At 43.9% G+C, this 21,379-nt stretch carries 17 protein-coding genes; 7 read left to right on the top strand and 10 right to left on the bottom strand.

Features of this window, described 5'->3' with window-relative positions; all coding sequences use genetic code 11:
* Window positions 1–232 precede the first annotated feature (232 nt).
* Both QQ041_RS09475 and QQ041_RS09480 read right to left on the bottom strand, forming a co-directional pair.
* Window positions 233–1,426: an acetate/propionate family kinase gene (locus QQ041_RS09475; protein WP_048661156.1), complete on the bottom strand. Its 1,194-nt coding sequence runs from the start codon at window positions 1,424–1,426 to the stop codon at window positions 233–235.
* A gap of 715 nt (window positions 1,427–2,141) precedes the next feature.
* Window positions 2,142–4,208, bottom strand: coding sequence for a DEAD/DEAH box helicase (locus QQ041_RS09480; RefSeq protein ID WP_285953733.1), 2,067 nt, complete (start codon window positions 4,206–4,208; stop codon window positions 2,142–2,144).
* Window positions 4,209–4,516: 308 nt separating this feature from the next.
* Between QQ041_RS09480 and rnb the strand changes: the two genes are divergently transcribed.
* Both rnb and QQ041_RS09490 read left to right on the top strand, forming a co-directional pair.
* A complete protein-coding gene (gene rnb, locus QQ041_RS09485; protein ID WP_285953734.1) occupies window positions 4,517–6,523 on the top strand; it encodes an exoribonuclease II in 2,007 nt (668 codons plus the stop codon).
* A 135-nt stretch (window positions 6,524–6,658) separates the two neighbouring features.
* Window positions 6,659–7,489, top strand: coding sequence for an AraC family transcriptional regulator (locus QQ041_RS09490; RefSeq protein ID WP_285953735.1), 831 nt, complete (start codon window positions 6,659–6,661; stop codon window positions 7,487–7,489).
* Window positions 7,490–7,575: 86 nt separating this feature from the next.
* On the opposite strand, the gene QQ041_RS09495 is transcribed toward QQ041_RS09490, so the two are convergent.
* The gene (locus QQ041_RS09495; RefSeq protein ID WP_285953736.1) at window positions 7,576–7,938 is read right to left on the bottom strand and encodes a DUF3024 domain-containing protein; all 363 of its coding nucleotides are present in this window, start codon (window positions 7,936–7,938) and stop codon (window positions 7,576–7,578) included.
* A 253-nt stretch (window positions 7,939–8,191) separates the two neighbouring features.
* On the opposite strand from QQ041_RS09495, the gene QQ041_RS09500 reads away from it, so the two are divergent.
* On the top strand, window positions 8,192–9,007 hold the full coding sequence (locus tag QQ041_RS09500) for a phosphate ABC transporter substrate-binding protein (protein ID WP_285953737.1): 816 nt from the start codon (window positions 8,192–8,194) through the stop codon (window positions 9,005–9,007).
* A gap of 77 nt (window positions 9,008–9,084) precedes the next feature.
* On the opposite strand, the gene QQ041_RS09505 is transcribed toward QQ041_RS09500, so the two are convergent.
* From QQ041_RS09505 to QQ041_RS09515, 3 genes are all read right to left on the bottom strand, one after another.
* A complete protein-coding gene (locus QQ041_RS09505) occupies window positions 9,085–9,771 on the bottom strand; it encodes a MaoC family dehydratase (protein ID WP_285953738.1) in 687 nt (228 codons plus the stop codon).
* 334 nt (window positions 9,772–10,105) lie between these two features.
* Complete coding sequence (locus QQ041_RS09510) at window positions 10,106–13,258, bottom strand: efflux RND transporter permease subunit (protein WP_285953739.1); 3,153 nt, start codon at window positions 13,256–13,258, stop codon at window positions 10,106–10,108.
* 11 nt (window positions 13,259–13,269) lie between these two features.
* The gene (locus tag QQ041_RS09515) at window positions 13,270–14,406 is read right to left on the bottom strand and encodes an efflux RND transporter periplasmic adaptor subunit (protein WP_146490866.1); all 1,137 of its coding nucleotides are present in this window, start codon (window positions 14,404–14,406) and stop codon (window positions 13,270–13,272) included.
* Window positions 14,407–14,665: 259 nt separating this feature from the next.
* Here QQ041_RS09515 and QQ041_RS09520 point away from each other — a divergent pair, with 259 nt between their 5' ends.
* On the top strand, window positions 14,666–15,109 hold the full coding sequence (locus QQ041_RS09520; protein WP_004737813.1) for a dCMP deaminase family protein: 444 nt from the start codon (window positions 14,666–14,668) through the stop codon (window positions 15,107–15,109).
* Between the two features lie 115 nt (window positions 15,110–15,224).
* On the opposite strand, the gene QQ041_RS09525 is transcribed toward QQ041_RS09520, so the two are convergent.
* The 3 genes from QQ041_RS09525 to pepT form a co-directional block, all read right to left on the bottom strand.
* Window positions 15,225–16,067, bottom strand: a complete 843-nt coding sequence (locus QQ041_RS09525; protein WP_061016542.1) for a mechanosensitive ion channel family protein — start codon at window positions 16,065–16,067, stop codon at window positions 15,225–15,227.
* A gap of 136 nt (window positions 16,068–16,203) precedes the next feature.
* Window positions 16,204–16,671, bottom strand: coding sequence for a DM13 domain-containing protein (locus QQ041_RS09530; RefSeq protein WP_123300657.1), 468 nt, complete (start codon window positions 16,669–16,671; stop codon window positions 16,204–16,206).
* Window positions 16,672–16,747: 76 nt separating this feature from the next.
* On the bottom strand, window positions 16,748–17,980 hold the full coding sequence (pepT, locus tag QQ041_RS09535) for a peptidase T (protein ID WP_285953740.1): 1,233 nt from the start codon (window positions 17,978–17,980) through the stop codon (window positions 16,748–16,750).
* Between the two features lie 350 nt (window positions 17,981–18,330).
* Between pepT and QQ041_RS09540 the strand changes: the two genes are divergently transcribed.
* The 3 genes from QQ041_RS09540 (at window position 18,331) to QQ041_RS09550 (ending at window position 20,796) form a co-directional block, all read left to right on the top strand.
* A complete protein-coding gene (locus QQ041_RS09540; RefSeq protein ID WP_179946887.1) occupies window positions 18,331–18,477 on the top strand; it encodes a hypothetical protein in 147 nt (48 codons plus the stop codon).
* 355 nt (window positions 18,478–18,832) lie between these two features.
* On the top strand, window positions 18,833–19,885 hold the full coding sequence (locus QQ041_RS09545; protein WP_146490869.1) for an aldo/keto reductase: 1,053 nt from the start codon (window positions 18,833–18,835) through the stop codon (window positions 19,883–19,885).
* 176 nt (window positions 19,886–20,061) lie between these two features.
* Window positions 20,062–20,796, top strand: a complete 735-nt coding sequence (locus QQ041_RS09550) for an RNA methyltransferase (RefSeq protein ID WP_285953741.1) — start codon at window positions 20,062–20,064, stop codon at window positions 20,794–20,796.
* Between the two features lie 97 nt (window positions 20,797–20,893).
* Here the strand turns inward: QQ041_RS09550 and fdxA are convergent, their stop codons facing one another.
* A complete protein-coding gene (gene fdxA / locus QQ041_RS09555; protein WP_010431058.1) occupies window positions 20,894–21,217 on the bottom strand; it encodes a ferredoxin FdxA in 324 nt (107 codons plus the stop codon).
* Between the last annotated feature and the right edge of the window lie 162 nt (window positions 21,218–21,379).

Raw genomic sequence — 21,379 nt, forward strand, 5'->3', positions numbered from 1 at the left:
ATCGAATAGGAGTAGACCTGTCATAGTTGACTACTATTAATAAGACTATGACAGAGTCCTTCGGTAATTAGACCGTCAACGTCCCTCGGTAATCACATCTAGCCTCGTTGACTCGAAGATCTACTAGACGAAGAAAGTATCGTTCGAGATGATTTAACCAACATATAAAACAAAAAAGCGAGCCACTTAGGCTCGCTTTTCAATATTTTTCTTGCTTAGGCTTTAGCTTCGATTACAGAAGTTCTACCGACTGTTGAGCAATCACGAATTCTTCGTTGGTTGGGATAACCATTGCTACTGCGTCTAACATTTCAGACTTACCGATGATGCCTTCTGCACCAAAGCGAGCCGATTCGTTACCCGCTACATCTTCAACGAAACCAAGAATCTTAAGGTTGTTTAGGATTTCACGACGAATTGGTAGAGAGTTCTCGCCGATACCACCAGTGAAGATGATGCCGTCTAAAGAATCTAACGTCGCAAGGTAAGAAGCAATGTACTTTGATACGCGGTAAGTAAACACCTCAAATGCAAGCTTAGCGCCTTCATGGCCCTCTTCCATTGCCTCTAAAATGCCACGAGCATCGCTCGTAAGGCCAGACACGCCAAGGAAACCAGACTCCTTGTTTAGAGAGTTGAAGACTTGCTCTTGTGACCAACCTTTCTTAAGTAGATACTCGATGATGCCTGGATCCAAGTCACCACAACGTGTGCCCATCATAAGGCCAGAAAGTGGAGTGAAACCCATAGAAGTATCAACACTGTTACCGTCTTTGATTGCACATACAGACGCGCCGTTACCTAGGTGAACAGAGATGAAGCTCGCCTCTTCGACTGGCTTGTTTACCATCTTCGCAGCTTCACGGCTAACGAAGTAGTGGCTCGTACCGTGGAAACCGTAGCGACGTACGCCGAAGTCTGTATATAGCTCTTTTGCGATTGCACCAGTGAATGCACGTTGTGGCATCGTTTGGTGGAAAGCCGTATCAAATACAGCAAATTGAGGTAGAGAAGGGAAAGCTTCAATCGCAGCACGGATGCCAATAGCACCGGCAGGGTTATGAAGTGGAGCTAGGTCAGATAGGCTTTCAATTTCGTTCGTTACTTCTTCAGTAATACGAACGGTTTGAGTGAACTTCTCACCGCCGTGAACGATACGGTGACCGATAGCAACGATATCAGCAGTGAAGCCTAGATCTTCCATCAGACCAACTAGTTTGCCAATGGCAATTTTGTGGTGGTTATCCTCACCTTGAATGGCAATTTCAGTTTTCTCGCCTTGATATTTCCAGCTCATGCGAGCATCTTCAAGACCAAAACACTCCCCTAGGCCACTCAATACTGCTTCACCAGAAACAGAATCAATGACAGCAAATTTTAGGGATGAACTACCCGAGTTAATAACCAGAACAAACGAATTAGACATTGGATATGGATCCTGTTTCAGTACGAATTGGATGAAGTATTTACTTCAATTTTAGTTAAGTCCATTATTCAATAATTTTTGAATCTTTCAACTTTTGTTTTGGAAAAATCACTAAATGAACACAATTAAGTTGATCTTAGTCATCAAACCATTTATTTCGAGAGCGAAATTAAAAAATAGTTGAATAAGAAAGTTAGCAAACAAGTAACGCAAACGAGTGCTCACGTTATTTTTAACTTGATTGAGTTAATTAGAGCGACTCGAATAAATGTAGGTAATACGCCTAGAAAACAACCACCCCTTCCCTTTCGCCTTCTTAGCATTACCGACAACTTCTTACTCGAAATCTCAATTTCTCAGTGTTTACATCAAAAAGATCACAGGTGTGTTGAGAATAATGAACGACAGAGCCGATCTTCTTTTGATTGCCTTCGAGCACAACGGTTCGAATATGCGCATGTAACGTCGCTTAGATAGCCTTCACTCTTTGTTTCGGCATCTTGTAGCACATTCTTTTGGTAAAGGCTTAGAACGCGATACAGCTAATTTATTGGCACTCAGATAAGTTATAGGCGTAAAGCTTAGTTGAAGTAAGCTGACTACGTATATCGAGCCAACAAAGGCTTAAGTTCAAATAGCAGGCACAAAAAAGCCGAGCATTACGCTCGGCTTTGAAATTCAGTGTCTAGACTAAAGAGTCTAAGCGACAGGTTGATTAACCTTCGTTGCGCTCTGGACGACGACCACGGTTACCACCGCCATTGCCGTTACCATGACCACGTTCGCCACGGAAGTTACCACGGTGATCGCCACCACGGTTACGGTCGAAACGACGTTCGCCATCACGTCCGCCAGCAGAGTTACCATCGCGAGCACCATCACGGTTGCCACGGTATCCACCACGACCGCCTTCACGGTTACCACCTTCGCGGTTACCATCACGGTTACCACGGTAGCCGCCACCATCACGACCGCCACGACCGCCGCCACGGTTACCATCACGACCGCCGCCACCACGACGAGGCTCACGGAAGTCGTTGAAATCAACAACTACAGCGCCAGCTTCTTTTTGACGAATGCGAAGTTTGCTTAGCTTACCAGCAGTTTCAGAGTTCATTGCTTTTGGCAGTTGAACGTAAGTAGAACCTTGGTCTAGCTTGATAGCACCGATAGAACCTTTAGTTAGGCCAAGTTCGTTTGCTAGTGCGCCAACGATGTCTTTAACCTGAACGCCTTGCTCACGGCCAACTTGTAGTTGGTAAGTATCCCAATCTTGAGTATTGAAGTTGCGACCACCACCGTCACGGCCGTTATCACGATCTTCACGACGCTCTTTACGACGGTTTTTATCACGCTCAATAGCAGCGATCATTGGGTCTTCGCCAACGTAGAATAGTGGGCTCTTACCTTGCTGACGCTTAAGAAGCATTGCAGCTAGAGTAGCAGCATCAACGTCTAGAGACTCTTGAAGCGTAGAGATAAGACCTGCAAAGTTTTCTAGAGCTTTGCTTTCTTTCTCTGTTTCAAGTTCAGCGCCAAGCTTAGCAACACGTGCAGCAGCAACTTGGTCACGTAGAGGAAGTTGGATTTCTTCCATAGATGACTTAGTTACGCGCTCGATTGTACGAAGCATACGAATTTGGTTAGTGCGAACTAGTAGGATCGCTTTACCTTTACGTCCAGCACGACCAGTACGGCCAATACGGTGGATGTAAGATTCAACATCGAATGGGATGTCGTAGTTGAATACGTGAGTGATACGTGGAACATCAAGACCACGAGCTACAACGTCAGTTGCAACTAGGATGTCGATAACACCTTGTTTGATGTGATCAACAGTGCGCTCACGTAGAGACTGAGGAATATCACCGTGCAGTGCAGCAGCTTTGAAGCCACGTGCAGATAGCCAATCAGCTAGACGCTCAGTGTCTTGACGAGTACGTACGAATACAATTGACGCGTCAGTTTCTTCAGTTTCTAGAAGACGAGACATTGCTTCGTCTTTTTCTACGCCTTTAACAACCCAGAAATTCTGCGCTACTTTATCAACTGTGTGATTAGTACCAGCAACGTCAACTCTAGCCGGGTTACGTAGGTAACGGTCAACAATAGTCTTAACCATTGGAGGCATAGTTGCAGAGAAAAGTACACGTTGTGCAGATTCTGGAGCTTGCTCTAGGATCCAAGTAACGTCATCTACGAAGCCCATTTTTAGCATTTCATCTGCTTCATCAAGAACAAATGTGTGTGCTTCATCTAGGTGTAGACGGTCACGAGTTAGTAAGTCTTTAACACGACCTGGAGTACCAACAACAATGTGAGCACCGCGGCTTAGAGCACGCATTTGGTCAACAATTGAAGCACCACCGTAGATTTCAATAACCTTAAGACCTTTGATGTCACGGCCAAGGTTTTTGATTTCCGCAGCAACTTGAATCGCTAGCTCACGAGTAGGAGCCATGATGATTGCTTGTGGTTTGTGTTGGTTTAGGTTGATTTTGTTAAGTAAAGGCAGAGAGAATGCTGCTGTTTTACCAGTACCAGTCTGTGCTTTACCTAGTGCGTCACGGCCTTCAAGAAGAAGAGGAATAGCTGCTGCTTGGATTGGAGTTGGAGAAACGAAACCCATGCTATCAAGAGCTGAAAGAATGTTATCGTTTAGGGCTAATTCATTAAATTGAATTACAGATTCGGACATTGGGATCCCACTATATATAAGTAAACAAAAGGTCCCGGGAGCTCTATCAATTCCAATACTGATCCAATCAGATACTGATTCCATTCAGAGTTACGAAGCAGTAATAAAACACTTCAAGCCATTAGGGACGTCTAAGGGAGGCGGATTATTCCCTAAATGCATAAAAAAAGCCAGAAAAAATTGAAATACATCACATATTTTTCGGTTTTCCATCAATACTGGCTATCATATCGTCAAAACTTGATGAATATCTCGTCAGGGCGATAGAGTTCGACCAAATTGATAGAATTAAATAAGAGGGTAATTAATTTACGCTCACTTCGGCTTTAAGTAGTAATCGTGCCTCGCAATGATTATAGTGTGCTCAATTGTTCTCGTTAGATAAAAGTCAAATGTTTCAAGATAATCCTCTACTCGCTCAACTCAAGCAGCAAATCCAAGAAACCCTCCCTAAAAAGGAAGGCACTATCAAAGCCACTGAAAAAGGTTTTGGTTTTCTCGAAGTTGATAGCAAAACAAGCTTCTTTATCCCGCCTCCGTACATGAAGAAATGTGTGCACGGTGACAAGGTGATTGCCATCATTCGCACAGAGAAAGAGCGCGAAGTAGCAGAGCCTGAGGAATTGATTGAACAAGGCCTTACTCGCTTTATTGCTCGAGTTAAGCTTTTCAAAGGCCGCTTGAACGTTGTTCCTGATCACCCGCAGCTAAAAAAACTGCAACTTAAAGCGAAAGCAAAGAAGGGTCTAAACCCTGAAACGCTTAAAGAAGGTGATTGGGTTGTTGCTCATATCGTTCAACACCCATTAAAAGGTGACAATGGCTTCTTGGCTCAGATCTCTGAGAAAATCACAGACGCTGACGACAAGATTGCACCTTGGTGGGTAACGCTGGCACAAAACGACCTACCAAACAGCGAACCTGAAGGCATCGACAACTGGCTAATCAACGACGATGCCGATCTTGAACGTGTAGACATGACACACATCCCGTTTGTGACTATCGATGGCGAAAGCACAAAAGATATGGATGATGCGCTTTACGCGAAGAAGAAAGAGAACGGTGATTTTGAACTGACAATCGCAATTGCTGATCCAACGGCTTACATCTCTCCAGATGACGCGATGGATAAAGTGGCTCGCGAGCGCGGTTTCACAATCTACCTTCCTGGCCGTAACATCCCAATGTTACCTCGTGATCTCGCTGACAACCTATGTTCACTGATCGAAAATGAAGTTCGCCCTGCTCTTTGCTGCACAGTAACGGTATCTAAAGATGGCGTTATCGGCGACGACATCAACTTCTTCGCTGCAAACATCAAATCTCATGCTCGTCTTGCTTACGACAACGTATCAGACTGGTTAGAAACTGGTGCATCAGAGAAGTGGCAACCATCTGAAGAGATTGCTGCAATTGTTTCTGACCTTCACCAATTCGCTCAAGCACGTTCAGCATGGCGCTCAGCACACGCTGTTGTGTTCCCAGATCGCCCTGACTACCGCTTTGAACTTAGCGAAGATAACGATGTTGTTGCTATTCACGCAGATATGCGTCGTAGCGCAAACAAGCTAGTAGAAGAGTCTATGATCAGCGCGAACATCTGTGCGGGCCGAGTACTAAAAGAAAACTTCAACCAAGGTGTGTTTAACTGCCACTCTGGTTTCAAGGCTGAGAAAGTCTCTGACGTTCTTGAACTGGTAAACCCGCAAGCAGAAACACCGTTCACTGAAGAGCAGATCGTTTCTCTAGAAGGTTTTGCTACTCTACGTCGTTGGTTAGGTTCTTTAGACAACAGCTACTACGACAACCGTATTCGTAAGTTCCAAGCGTACAGCGAAATCAGCAATGAGCCTGCGCCACACTACGCGATGGGTTTAGATATTTACGCAACGTGGACTTCTCCAATTCGTAAATACGGCGACATGATTAACCACCGTATGCTGAAAGCGCATATCTTAGGTAAAGCACCAATTCAAACACCAGATGAAACCATTGGTGATGAACTTGCCCTTCACCGTCGCCACCACGGCATGGCTGAGCGTAATGTTGGCGATTGGTTGTATGCTCGCACTCTAGCAAATGCTCCAGCAGAAGAAACTCGCTTCCAAGCAGAGATTTTCGATATTAACCGTGCAGGTATGCGTGTGCGTCTACTTGAAAATGGAGCTGCTGCATTTATCCCTGGATCTCTCATTCTTGATAATAAAGAAAGAATAGAGTGCAACGGTGATATGGGTACTGTATCTATCGATAAAGAAATGGTATACAAACTAGGAGACGTTTTAGAAGTAGTTCTCTCCGAAGTTAATCAGGAAAACCGTAACTTAGTAGCTAAACCTACTCAAGTATTTGCGGACTTGCCTAGCGAGCCTGAAACAACAAACGAAACCGAAGCTTAGACCTTACAAGGCTAAAAGCTTCAAAGGTTCACTTCTAAAGGCGCTATTAATTAGCGCCTTTTTTGTAAATGTCTCATGCTTAAACAATACTTAAAAAAAATAAGCAATCAATTTACAACGTCAAAGAAGCGAACTATGTCATCAATCACTGTTACCCAATTTAGAAACTTCATACCTAGGAAGCGAGAACGTTACCCCGCCTCTAAAAACGGTATTTTCATAGTATCAAAGGGCAGCATTTCTTTCGTGTTACCCAATGGCACTGAAGCCTCGTTACAAGCGGGGGATTTTACGCTCTACAATTCAGGACAGATTAAAGACATCACGGTTAACACCGAAAATGGTGAATTTAGCGCAACCTGTGTAGATTTCGATCTGACCATTTTCCAGAAATTCATCAATAATTTCAGCGATTTAGAATCCACTCGAATCCCAGACAAGTACATTAAGTTCAATCAAACTGACACCGAAATCTGTCAACTAAAAGGACTCATCATATCGCTTGCAAATTCATCAACTAAGAATGACTACGCACTCACTCAATTAGGCTTAGGCTTGCTTTCTCTGATGGTGGAACAGCACCCTGCTCTATTGGTTATCATTGCCCGAGCTTCAAGGTTGACCGTGACACAAAAAGTTATCCATTACATTGAACAGAACATAGAAAATAATATCTCACTCGATACTCTAGCCAGCTATATGGGGATGTCACCAGCCACACTTAAACGCCGTTTATCGGCCGAAGATCTTTCCTTTTCAAATCTATTAAAGATCAAGCGAATCGCCCACGCGGCCACTCAGCTCAGAACATCGAATAAATCTATCACTCAAATTGCTTATGAATCTGGCTTTAAAAGCGCGGCTCACTTCAGCACTGCTTTTAAGACGTATCACGGCAAGGCACCCAAAGACTTCCGTTCGTTAGTCGCACAAGCTCAAACACAAGGCTTAAAGACTCAAATTTAAACATATTGAAGAAAGTATTGAGTGGAAGGTGGTGTAAACAAGTTAACTCTGGGGTTACGCCACCCGCAATTGTCGGAACCCATTGGTTATGACCAGAAGTATGATTTAGGATCTTTTTCTATCTCAGCCAGAATTGCATCAAGATCCTTCGATTTAGGAAGGTAGGGATAAGGTCCCCAATTCACGGAATCAGTTTCAGCATCGCCTTCAAGCGGCACCATCACCAACCAACAAGATAACGATTCATCAAAGATCACGCAGGCAATCTCGTTTGTATAATCACTGTGAGATGAGTCGAGTAGATAATGCGCCTGAGAAAACATCACTCCCCCCTCGCACTCTTCATATAGGGATTTGCCTAACTCGACAGGTAAACTGCTATTCCGAGATGTACAGAGCCTCTCAGCCCCAATTAAAAGACGATTCAGTTCGATATGAATGACGGACATAACACCCCTTGTAACTTCATAGAAACTTCTAAGTAGTGAATTCCTCTACTTAGCTTAGGACTCAACCAACATTTTAGCGAACAAGCGTAAACAAAATACCCGCATTGCTCCCAGAAACGAATCTTGCTTTCGTAAACCCCACTAGCTTTCACCCATCAAGCTAACAACGACATATCGAGCATATAGAATTTCACAAAAATGTCATATAACCGACCTATCATAGCCGGCAAATGTTATTAACTAGGAGTTGTTTATGTTACGAGTCACGCTTGCCTCTCTTTTATCCTTAGCCCTGTCTTCTCACACTGCTTTTGCACAAGAAACCAATATTTCGGGCTCCACTTCTGTATCACGTGTGATGGATGTATTAGCTGAGGAGTACAACAAGACTCACCCTGATAACTATATTGCGGTTCAAGGCATTGGTTCTACAGCGGGTATTACCATGGTTAATAAAGGTGTGGCTGACATCGGTATGAGCTCGCGTTATTTAACCGACCGCGAGCAGGATGAGAAATTGAAGGTATTCCCAATTGCCTTTGACGGCCTAGCAGTCGTAACCAATCGTTCAAACAGTGTAAGCAACGTTACACGTGAACAGTTGTTCGATATCTACAAAGGCAAAATCACAAACTGGAAAGCAGTAGGCGGTGCGGATCAACCTATTGCAGTGGTGACTCGTGAAGCTTCTTCTGGTTCACGTTACAGCTTTGAGAGCTTGCTTGGTTTAACCCAAATCATTAACGACCGTCTAGTGTCGGACATCAACCCAAATAACTTGGTTGTAAACAGCAACAGCATGGTAAAGACGATTGTTAACCATAACCCGCATGCTATTGGTTTTATCTCGGTTGGTTCTATCGATCGTTCGATCAAGGCAATCACATTTGAAGGCGTAGAGCCGACATCTAAGAACATTGCAAACCACAGCTATGAACTGGCTCGCCCATTCTTGTTGCTGCATAAGACAGACTCTGTTTCTGACAAGAGCAAAGACTTCATCAAGTTCGTGAAGTCGAAGCAAGGGCAAGATCTTATCGAAGAGTACGGTTACACTCGCATTAAATAAGTGAGATAGTTTTATCTTATGAAAACAAAAAGAGAGAGCATTAAGCTCTCTCTTTTTTTGGAATCTATATGGTTCGTTTAAAAGTGAAGTTGAATCACCGAAACGATCACAGCGCCAGGACGACGAATACCTTCGATTTCTACGCGAATTTCGCGCTCAATCTCTAGCCCTTTCTTAATTGGCGTTACTTTTGTTAGCGTGCTTTTAGCTCGAACGTTACTGCCCGATTTAACAGGATATGGGAAACGCACTTGGTTAAGGCCAATGTTTACGACCATCTTCGCCGTTGGGAATTGAGACTTGTCAGGGTCGACACTGTCAGTCAATCTAGGAAGCAGAGATAAAGTTAAAAAACCATGTGCGATGGTTGTTTTGAACGGAGAGTCTGTTTCTGCTTTTTCAGGCTCGGTGTGAATCCACTGCATATCTTCAGTAACAAGACCAAACTGGTTGATACGGTCTTGGCTGACATTGATCCAGTCACCAGTATGGATAATTTCACCGATCTGCTGATTAAGCTCATCAAACACAAGCTGTGCTTCTGGCTTTAACACGATCGGTTGTTCTACTGGCATTTCTGGTGCATCTTCATTTACAGCAGGTTTGTGATGATCACGAACCCACGCAAAGAAATGGCTATTTTGCGTGCGATTTAGAAAGTCACCCCAGTAATCTCTAAGAGCTGGAGACATCCATTGCATAAACTCTGAGTGTTGCGAAGACATGCTATCGCCTCGGTGTTTAAATAAATCAATGACTTTCATAAGAACCTCAATGCACAAAAAATTTCAATATAACTAGGTAATTTTGAAACACTTCACACTATTGTGCAAATGTTTTCGAGCATACACTCGTTAGCTGAACCTTGTTAATTCCATATTAAACAAAGACTTAATAATAAAACATCATTTTATTACAAAACCAAAATTAGAGTGTTAACTCTATCACATAATAAACATTTGATTATATAAATAGCGATTTTATTCATTAGTGGAATAAAGAAAGGCTTAGCGCAATGCTAAGCCTCAGTTTATATAAGGAATTAATTTTCCAAGGGTTACTCTTGTAAGGGACTAATCATGCAAGACATTCAGTTCCCTATTCGTCATCCAGTGGAATCAACTTGGTATTGCCACCGTGTGCCTTCTCACGCTTACGCTGTACGAATGCATAGAAGCCAGGGATTAGGAACGTACCCGCTAACAACACACATAGCAGACCACCAATCAGAGAAATACCCAGAGAGTTCTGGCTCACGTGACCTGCGCCCGCAGCGAAGATAAGTGGGAAGATACCCAATATGAATGACCAAGACGTCATGTTCACAGCACGGAAACGCAGCGTACCGCCCTTCACTGCTGCATCTTCGATTGGTGCGTCTTTCTCTTCACGTTCCACCTTAGCAAATTCCACAATCAAGATTGCATTCTTCGCGGCCAAGGCTATCAAGAGGACCAAACCAATTTGCGCATAGAGATTCAGTGGTGTGCCTGTCAGGTTCAACGCCAAGAAGGAGCCTAATGTTGCGACAGGTACCACTAGGATAATCGCAATCGGTATAGTCCAACTCTCGTATTGAGCCACCATGAACAAGTAGATGAAGATCAGCGCCAATGCGAACGCAAAGATCGCTTGGTTGCCTGCGAGTACTTCTTGGTAAGCCATACCTGTCCATTCGTACTGGTAACCTTGTGGCAGAACTTCTGCAGCTACACGTTCCATCGCCGCAATCGCATCACCACTTGAGTAACCCGGCGCTGGTTGGCCTTGGATCACTGCACTGCGGTACATGTTGTAACGCCATGCTACATCAGGTTCGAAGATCTGGTCGTAAGTCACCAATGTGCTTAACGGGATCATCTCGCCATTAGACGAACGCACGTGGAATCGTTGTAGGTCATCCATGCTGCTACGGTGTTCACTGTCAGCTTGCATGGTGACACGGAAGTTCTTACCAAACATGGTGAAATCATTCACATACAGAGAACCTAGGTTACCTTGTAATGTTTGGAAGATTTCCGACAACGGAATACCAAGTTGCTGCGCTTTCTCACGGTCAATGTCGACATAGTAGTGAGGTACATTGGCACGGAAGGTACTGAAGGTATGTGATATTTCAGGCTGTTTAGTGGCCTCAGCAATCACGTCATTCATAACCATCGCTAGATCAGTACGGCTACGACCTAATGTATCTTCTAGAACAAACTCAAATCCAGACGCTGCACCCATACCTGGTACTGCTGGAGGTCCCATTGCAAACACGATAGCTTGAGGTAGCTCAGTGGCTGCTCGGCCATTAATACGTTGCGAAATTGCTTGCGCAGAATGTTGACCATCCAGTGCGTTACGCATCTCCCAATCGTGGAGCTTGATGAACATCGACGCACCATTCGAAGCAGAAGCGCCCGTCATGAATGCATAGCCGTTAACCAGTGTTACACCGTCAACGCCAGGCTCTTGTTCAACCATCTCTAGCAACTGCTTCGTCACATCCTCGGTACGAGACAGTGAAGCCGCATCCGGAAGTTGAACGTTAACCAGTAAAATACCCTTATCTTCTTGAGGTACGAACGCCGTAGACGTGGTTTTCGCGAAGTAAGTTACCGCTGCTAGCGCCACAACGAAGAAGGTAAACAGCAGAACACCCTTTTTCACAAGGAAGCCTGCAATTTGACCGTATTTGTTGGTTACTGATTCAAGACCACGGTTAAACGCTTGGTACCAACGAGCCGTATTACCACCGCCCTGCTTAAGAACTAATGAACACAATGCAGGTGACAGTGTTAGAGCATTAATAGAAGAGATAACAACAGCGATACAGATAGTTAGAGCAAACTGACGATACATGATACCGGTAATACCTGGCAGCATAGCTACTGGAATGAATACCGCTAACAGTACCAACGTCGAAGTAACAATCGGACCCGTTACTTCCTTCATTGCGATAAGCGTTGCTTTACGCGGTGAGATCGTTGGGTCTTTGGCCATCGTGGTATCAACGTTTTCAATAACCAAGATCGCATCATCTACTACGATACCAATCGCCAATATCAAACCAAATAGAGTCACCGTATTGATGGTAAAGCCTGTCATCTGCATGACCGCAAAAGTACCAATCAAAGATACAGGAATCGCAACTACCGGAATCAAAGTCGCACGCGCACTACCTAAGAACAGATACGTTACCGCGATAACCAGTAAGATCGCTTCAATTAGCGTTTTTACTACGCCTTTGATCGACTCTGCAACGAAGAGTGTCGTGTCATAACTCGCCTCATAAGCAACGCCTTCAGGGAAATTTTTGCCTAAATTATCCAGCATCGCCATCACCGCTTTACCACTTTCCAGCGCGTTAGCGTCTGATTGAAGTGACAACGTTACGATTGAAGCGTCTTGACCACGGTATTTACCATTGCCATCGTAGAACTTTTTACCAAGCTCAACGCGTGAAACGTCTTTTAAATAAACCGTTGAACCATCTTGGTTTGCACGAAGTACAACATTTTCAAACTCATCAGCCGTTTCTAGTCGGCCTTTGGTTACCAAGTTGAACTGCACTTCTTGTGCGTTGTTGTAAGGTGCAGCACCAATACGACCAGCCGCTACCTGAACGTTCTGTTCAGCCAAGGCGCGATTCACATCAGAGGTGGTTATATTGAGGTTAGCCATTTTCTCAGGGTCTAACCAAACACGCATCGCGTATTCGCCACCACCCAATACGTTAACTTCACTGATACCCTTTACACGGGCCAATTGGTCTTTAATGTTCAAGTTCACGTAGTTGATCAAGAATTGATCGTCATACTCTCCGTTCGGCGAGTAGAAGTTCAATACCATCAGCAAGTCAGGAGAACGCTTCTTGACCGTTACACCCACCATTCTTACTTCTTGTGGAAGTTTCGATTCGATCTGAGCAACACGGTTCTGCACGTTGACCTGAGCCATATCAGCATCAGTACCGACATCAAAGGTCACGTTAAGGTTGTATGAACCATCGTTAGCACTTTTAGAGGACATGTAGATCATATCTTCTACGCCGTTAACCGACGTTTCTATGGGGTCGGCTATCGCCTGCTCCACCACTTCAGCACTTGCGCCCGTATAGAATGCAGACACACTGACCGACGGTGGGCTAATTTTTGGATATTCAGCCACCGGCAAGATAGCGAGAGAAATCGCACCCGCCAGCGTTAATATGATGGATATAACAAGGGCAAACTTAGGCCTTTGAATAAAGAAACGACTCAACATAAATAGCCCCCTTACTCAGCTTGTTCTGCAGAAGGTTGAATGCGAACGGACATACCATTACGGACACGCTGTAAGCCTTGAGTGATGACTGCGTCGTTCTTCTCTAATCCAGAATGAACAATTACACCACCTTCAACCTGACGACCCATCTCGATGTTTCTGCGCTCAGCAACTGGTGCCGCTTCACCTTCAACCAGTACCATCACAAAGTCACCTTCTAGGTCGGTTTGTACTGCTCGGCGTGGGATAGTCACAACATCAATAGATTGCTTTTCACGTAGATCCACACGAACGTGTTGACCAGGAAGTAATCGTTGATTCGGATTATCAGCGATTGCGCGCATCGCTATCGTACCTGTATTGAGATTGATACGGTTACCCAAAAAATCGAGCTGACCTAGGTGTTCAAACGCTTCACCATTCTCAAGCATAATCTGAACTTCAACACCTGCAGAGTCGCTGCTGCCGTCACCTTCAATACGGTCCATACCCAGCTCAATACGCTCACGCTCACTAATGCTGAACGATGCATGAATTGGATCTAGGCTAACCAAAGTCGTCAATACACCTGAAGACGGTGAAACCAGATCACCTTTACTTACTTTAGTGTCACTGATTCTTCCAGAGAAAGGCGCGATAATTTTGGTATGAGAAAGTTGGACATTCGCGGCGTTTAACTGAGCTTGGCTGGCTTCAAGCTGTGCTTGAGAGCCTAATAAGTTTGCCGTTAATGCATCGAATTCTGATTGAGAAATACTGCCTTTCGGAAGTAGGTTTTTACCACGGTTAAAATCAAGCTCGGCTTTCTTAAGGTTCGCGTTTGCTTGAGCAACAGACGCTTTTGCGCTTGCAACTTCAGCTTCAAACGAAGATGGCTCAATGGAATATAGCAGCTGGCCCTTTTCGACCATTTGACCTTCATTGAAATGACGGCTTTGTAGATAGCCCGAAACTTGCGCTGTGATAGCCGTGTCTTCAACGGCTTCAATACGACCGATGTACGACTTACTTTGCTGGTGAGAAACAACGCTAACATCCTGTACAGCTACGAGAGGTAAAGGCGCTTGCTTAGCATTTTGAGCATCTTGCCCACATCCAGCAAGAATAAGAGAGCTTGCAAGAGCCGTAAGGATCAACTTTTTACGCATGGTTATACCGTCACTTATTAGTATTTGAACAGCATAAAATTTACTTAACACACTCGTTACCATTGTCCGAGGAATATCAATTATAACTAGTCAAAGTGTATCAATATGTTAATTGAAACCAAGTGCTTATAAAGTGATTACAAACACGCTACAATTCCTAAGTAAATCAACCTCTCAGCTTTTGTTCTCTATGGATATTGTCTAACATAATGTATTGTCAGACAGATAAGCATTCACATTTAATTGTTAAGGAATTCTCATGATTTCAAAATGGGCTAAACGTTTCTATCAAATGGCGGAATTGGTCGGTTCTTGGAGTAAAGATCCTTCAACTCAAGTCGGCGCCGTAATCACTAAGCACAACCGTATTGTTTCCGTTGGTTTTAATGGCTACCCACATGGCGTGTCTGATAGTGCGGATACTGATGACAGAGAGATGAAGTACCTAAAGACACTTCACGCTGAAGAAAATGCGATTCTATTCGCTAAGCGTGATTTGGACAGTTGTGAAATATGGGTAACACACTTCCCTTGTCCGAACTGTGCAGCAAAAATCATTCAAACAGGAATTTCAGCTGTACATTGCCCAGAGCAAAGTGAAGATTTCCTTTCTCGCTGGGGTGATAAAATCAAAGTTAGCCAAGATATGTTTGAGCAAGCTGGCGTGCAAGTCGATTGGCTGCCACTCGCTGACCTAGACTAAGCTATTAGATAGCAAGAACAAAAAAGCCGAGAGTCGATATTATCGCTCTCGGCTTTATTTTTTTGGACTTATAGTTTGGACGCTGTAGCTTAGTCGCAATAGACCGATGAGCAAATTAAGCGCTCGTTGGAAATTCCTCCGCGTACGCTTCCATAAAGTCCTTGCGAATGTCTTGCTCTAAATGAATCGCTTTTTCGGTCGGGCAGAAGATCATAAAATGTACTTCTTGCTCACCCGTCGAACTGCTCGTGATATGGATGTGAGGCTCAGAACCAGGAAGGTCAACACCAGCGTGCTTTTCGATCACTCCGTTGTAACGGCGGGCAACATCGATAAACTCTTCGCAATGCTCTTCAATTTTCACAATAAGACCCGGCACCATAGGGTATAGGTTTACAAAGTCTTTCACCGTCACAACAAAGTTATGGTAAACATAGCGCTTCATGAAGTTGAGGTTCTTTACCGGATAAGTGAAGAACATGCTATTGGGTAGCGTGGCAGTCTTGCCAGTGAAGTGATATTGCCCATGATACAAATCTATTTCTTGAATCACAGTCGCCATCAAATTGTGCTCAATCACCTCACCGCTGATTTTACCCACCTCAATCCAATCACCAATTCTAAATGAACGAGAACTCGCACGCTGAATAGAACCTGTGAAGCACAATATGATCTCTTTAGATGCGACGACTATAGCAACCGCTATGGCCGTAACTGACAGTGCAAACTCACTGATTTCGGATTTCCACAACACAAATAACGTCACAACAATAATCGCGAATGTGCCGTTTTTGGTTCGTGACATCCAGTTACGTTGGTCTTCGCTAAGGAAAGCAACATCACCTCTTATTTGAGACAAGGTGATTCGGCGAATGATCAAAATAATAGTGATAATCAACGCACTAAAAATAAACTTATGAGCGAGTAGGAAATCTATTACTTGCCACACTTTTTCCATTACTTAATCCTTAGCATTACAACAGTTAGCTTTACAACGATTAGCTTTACAAGAAAGCCGCTAATATCAGAGCTATGAAAAAGCGCTCAACTCCGGAGCGCTCGTGTTCATTCTGGTACCAGCCTAGCTAAGGCTATCATTTTATCTGGGCAGAAGTAATAAATTGGCCAAAAGTTTCACACCAAATCACAACGGTATTAAATCGATTAAGATCAATACCTTCAGGAAGCTCAACCATAAAACGGTCGAATGTTTTCACATCTCCAACTCTGAGTAACTCGTTCTTACTGTCATTAAAAGCTTGTTCGGTTTCAATAAACTTAGGCGAGAGGTAGACCTTGTAGTCTGGTCCCGGCGCCAGTTCGCCCTCAAAAGCAATCGCACTTTCAGATACAGAGACGATGCCTTCTCCCCAATGCAAGAAATCACTGTCTTCTCGGTCTTTGGTAAACTCACCTGTGTAGATAGCATGCTGACTGATCGCTTCGACAGAACTTGAGGAAGGAGAATCAGGCTCAATCAAAATAGGTAGCGCATAAACACCAAGCCCAAAACCAACAGCACCCACGGCTAAGTGGGTGCAAAGTAAAACTAACTTTTTCATCGCGTACTCCCTTATGCTTAAAGAGAGTATTATTGAATACTCTCAAAAATACAAAGAGATATAACGCTCTGATGTTCTATTTTTGGTAATGAGTTGCCGTACGTTGAGACAATTCGACAATTACTTTTACCGCTTGCTCCATTCCTTGAATGGTAATGAACTCATGAATACCGTGGAAGTTATAGCCGCCAGTAAAGATATTCGGACATGGCAACCCCATGAACGATAGGCGAGCACCGTCTGTACCACCTCGGATCGGTTTGATCATTGGCTCAACATCGCACTCGATCATCGCTTGCTTCGCCAACTCAATAATGTGCTGATGAGGCTCAACCATTTCTTTCATGTTGAAGTAACTATCAGTCAGTACCAACTCAACATGGCCTTTCTCTAAGCGCTCATTCAATTCATCCACTTTTTGCTGCATGAATGCTTTACGTGCTTCTACGCCTTCACGCTCAAAATCACGGATGATATAACCCAATTCAGAGCGAGCGACGCCCATTTCAGCCGATTTCAGGTGGTAGAAACCTTCATAGTCTTCTGTGCATTCAGGTGTTTCTTGCGCTGGCATCATCAATTGGAACTGCGCTGCAATGTTCATCGAGTTCACCATTTTACCTTTTGCGGTACCTGGGTGAACGTTTACGCCGTGGCAGATAACATCAGCACTTGTGGCATTAAAGTTCTCAAACTCCAACTCACCGACTGGGCCGCCATCAATGGTATACGCCCATTCAGCACCAAACTTCTCAACATCAAACAGGTTCGCACCACGCCCAATCTCTTCATCTGGCGTAAAACCAATACAAATATCGCCGTGTTTGATGTCAGGATTCGCTTTCAGGTAAGCAATCGCGCTGATGATTTCAGCGATGCCCGCTTTGTTGTCGGCACCAAGCAGAGTCGTGCCATCAGTAGTGATAAGATCATGACCATGCAAACTATCCAGGTCTGGGTATTGGCTTGGGTTCAAACTCTCGCCACTTTCACCTAATTCAATCGTTCCACCTCGGTAATCTTTAATCACTTGTGGTTTCACGTTGGCACCTGATGCATCAGGAGCGGTATCCATGTGCGCCACAAAACCAATAGCCGGCACAGGATAATCAACATTAGAAGGCAGCTTCGCCATCAAATACCCATTTTCATCTAAAGACACATCAACTAAGTCTAATGCAACCAATTCTAACTTTAAGGCTTCAGCAAAGGTAATTTGACCCGGTGAACTTGGGCATTGCTGATTAGAAGGATCGGATTTGGTATCAAAAGTAACGTAATTCAGAAAACGTTCTACAAGCTTTTCCATAATTTATCTCACCATGGATTAAGTAATTGATTTACTGACTTAATTATTAACGTAAATAAATGATGTATTTTTAGAAAAATACGAACACAGAGTCAGCAGCGAGGTTTTTCATCTTACGCCCCTGACCATCTATGTAATTGCTCTAAATCATTATTGTACGAAATTAGAGGAGCTTCCTATACTTAAAAACAGAGGGTTTCGTCAGTTCCAATATTGCATACGGATGATAAGCGATCGCTTTGTACGCATTCTACGCCCTTCGCTCTCAGCCCAAAAAAAGTACAAAGTGGATGATGATCACAGTTTATCCTTGATGCAAAATCTGTCATACGTTACACGGAGACACTGTTATGACGATTAATAAATATTTCATTTTCTCTCCTCAAGCCTCTGAGGAAACACTTCAACCAGTATTAACTGAGAAAGAAGTTCAAAGGCAGGAAGCTCTAAGACAGGCGCAGACCCAGGGTGGGTTCGATACCAACGCGACCTCGTAACTTGATAATACTCAGAACGTATTTATAGAACCCCTAATAAAGAGCTCTACTTCTCTATGATGTCGAGCTCTTTGTTTTTAGACCTTTCTCTATTTCCAATTTGCCCTATTCAGGCGTCAGCCTATCAGCACTCTTTTACTTTCCGACCTTCGCCTATACCTGTATCTATAGCTACTCGATTACATCGCCATCTCAGTTCACACGCTGAGAAATGACTCATTAAACTTCCCCAAGCCATACCTTGTCGTGCCATTTTGTGCTAATAATTCATATTCGTTTTCATTCCTCACTCGCCCTCTTTTCAAATACTTTTATGCGAGTACCAGAGAACTTAACCACAGGAATCCCGAATTCAATGGAATATTCAAAACTAGGAAGTAGTCAAATTCCCGTTTCCCGTATCTGTCTTGGTAGCATGACTTGGGGGCTGCAAAATACGCAACAGCAAGCCGACCAACAGATCGAATACGCATTAAGCCAAGGTATTAACTTTATCGATACAGCAGAAATGTACGCGGTTCCACCTTCTCCAGATACCTACGGCAAAACAGAAGCAATTATCGGCAACTGGTTGTCTCGTAATCCACAGCGTCGCCAAGAGTTGATCATTGCGAGCAAAATTGCGGGGCCAGGACTACCTTGGGTTCGAGATGGTGGCCCTATAACCGGTGAAGCGGTGATCGCAGCAGTTGATGCATCATTAAAACGCCTACAAACAGACTATATCGACCTTTACCAACTTCATTGGCCAAATCGCACAACGCCACACTTTGGTAAACATTTCCCAAATCACATTCGATTCAGTGATATTGACCGAAAACAGCATGAAGCTGAGATGTTGGAAATTCTACAAGCACTGGCAAGCTGCATTAAGGCGGGTAAAATCCGCCATGTTGGGCTTTCAGATGATTCCACTTGGGGCATTAACACTTACCTCAAGCTGAGCGAAAAACACGATTTGCCACGTATGGTTTCGATTCAGAATGAATTTAGCTTGCTGCACGCAAAAGACTGGCCATATCTGATTGAAAATTGTGTGCATGAAGATGTCGCTTACCTACCATGGTCGCCTTTGGCTGCAGGCATGTTGAGTGGAAAGTACATCGATGGCGCAAGACCGGAAGGCAGCCGTTGGACTTACATGCAACGTAAAGGCATTTTCCGCGACACCGAGTCTGCCAATGAAGCGGTGAAAGGCTATGTTGAAGTGGCGAATGCTCATGGATTTACTCCGAGCCAACTGGCATTGGCTTGGTGTAATCAAGTTGATGGGGTGACGTCCACCATCATTGGTGCAACCACTATGGAGCAGCTAAAAGAGAACGTTGCCGCTTTCAGTAAACCGTTATCAAAAGAGATCCTTACCGATATCAATACCATCTTTAAGCGCTATCCTGCTCCGTATTAAGCTGTCAGTTCAGCGAGACTTAGGTAAGTAAATCCCCATAAGAGCGCGCTATTTAGTGCGTTTTTCTTTTTTAAGTGAGTTGCTTTTGCTTTTTATGTGGATCGCATTGAGTCATCACGCTTTTGGTTACCCAACCTTTGCTCTATAATGCGCGAGCTTATATCTAGGATAAAAACATGATTTCAAAAAACCAATTAAAACTCCTTCGTGCTTTGGGCCAAAAGAAACAACGTAAAGCCCACGGCCTATTTCTAGTTCAAGGTGAAAAGAACGTTCTTGAGCTGTTCAATAGTGACTTAGTCGTGAAGAACGTCTTTGCTACCGCTGATTTCTTATCTGAAAATCACACATCACTGATTGAGTTTGATTGTGTTGAAGCCTCACTGGATGACCTAACCAAAGCGAGCACTTTGGTAAGTAACAATGCAGCGATTGCGGTTGTTGAGATCCCAACGTTTGAACTACCAGAAGCGACAGGACTGATGATTGCACTTGATGGCGTTTCAGACCCTGGCAACCTAGGTACGATTATTCGCGTAGCAGACTGGTATGGCATCAAGCATATCGTTGCGAGCAGTGATTGCGCAGACCCATACAACCCTAAAACTATCAGCGCGACTATGGGCAGCTTTGGCCGAGTACACGTAAGTCAAACTGACTTACCAGCTTACTTAGAGCAAGCGAATCTACCGGTTTACGGTGCATTTTTGGAAGGCGAAAGTGTTCATAAGACTGACTTCACTGCAAATGGCATTTTGCTGATGGGCAGCGAGTCTCACGGTATTCGTGAACACGCCGCTAAATACGTGACAGATAAGATTACGATTCCAGCATTCGGTGGCGCAGAGTCTTTGAACGTTGCAATGGCGACTGGCATCATTCTCGACAACATGCGTCGTCAGCACAGCTAGGTCTCATAAGCTAACGATCCAGTCGACAATGTTCAAATATTAAAAAAGGCGTATTGATTAAATCAGTACGCCTTTTTATTTAAGTTCTTTTCAACAATTACTTTTCTAGCATTGCCAACTTATCAGCGACACCATTCCACTTCTCAGCGTCATCCATTGGTGCTTTTACTTCCGTTTGTACCGGCCAGATTTCGGCAAGCTCTGCGTTCACTTCGATAAAGATTTTTTGATCTTCTGGTAGCTCATCTTCTTGGAAGATCGCTTGAGCATCACATTCAGGTACACATAAACCACAATCAATACATTCGATTGGGTTGATTACCATGAAATTTGGGCCTTCATGGAACGCATCTGCGGGGCACACTGCCACACAGTCTGTGTATTTACATTGAATACAATTATCGCCTACGACAAATGCCATGATGCTCTGCTCTATAAGTTAGTCAAAATTGAAGAATGGGGATAATACTCATCCCAAAGCAAAATTCAACATCATACGGCTCTAATATCGTGTCTATTTGCTCCATGTTTCCAAATTAGTATGACAGATAAATCAATTTCTCGTAAAATGCGCGCCATTGTG

Origin of the sequence: Vibrio sp. TMPB1044, from assembly GCF_030442075.1 — a bacterium.
In the GTDB taxonomy this organism is placed as follows: Bacteria; Pseudomonadota; Gammaproteobacteria; order Enterobacterales; family Vibrionaceae; genus Vibrio; species Vibrio satsumensis.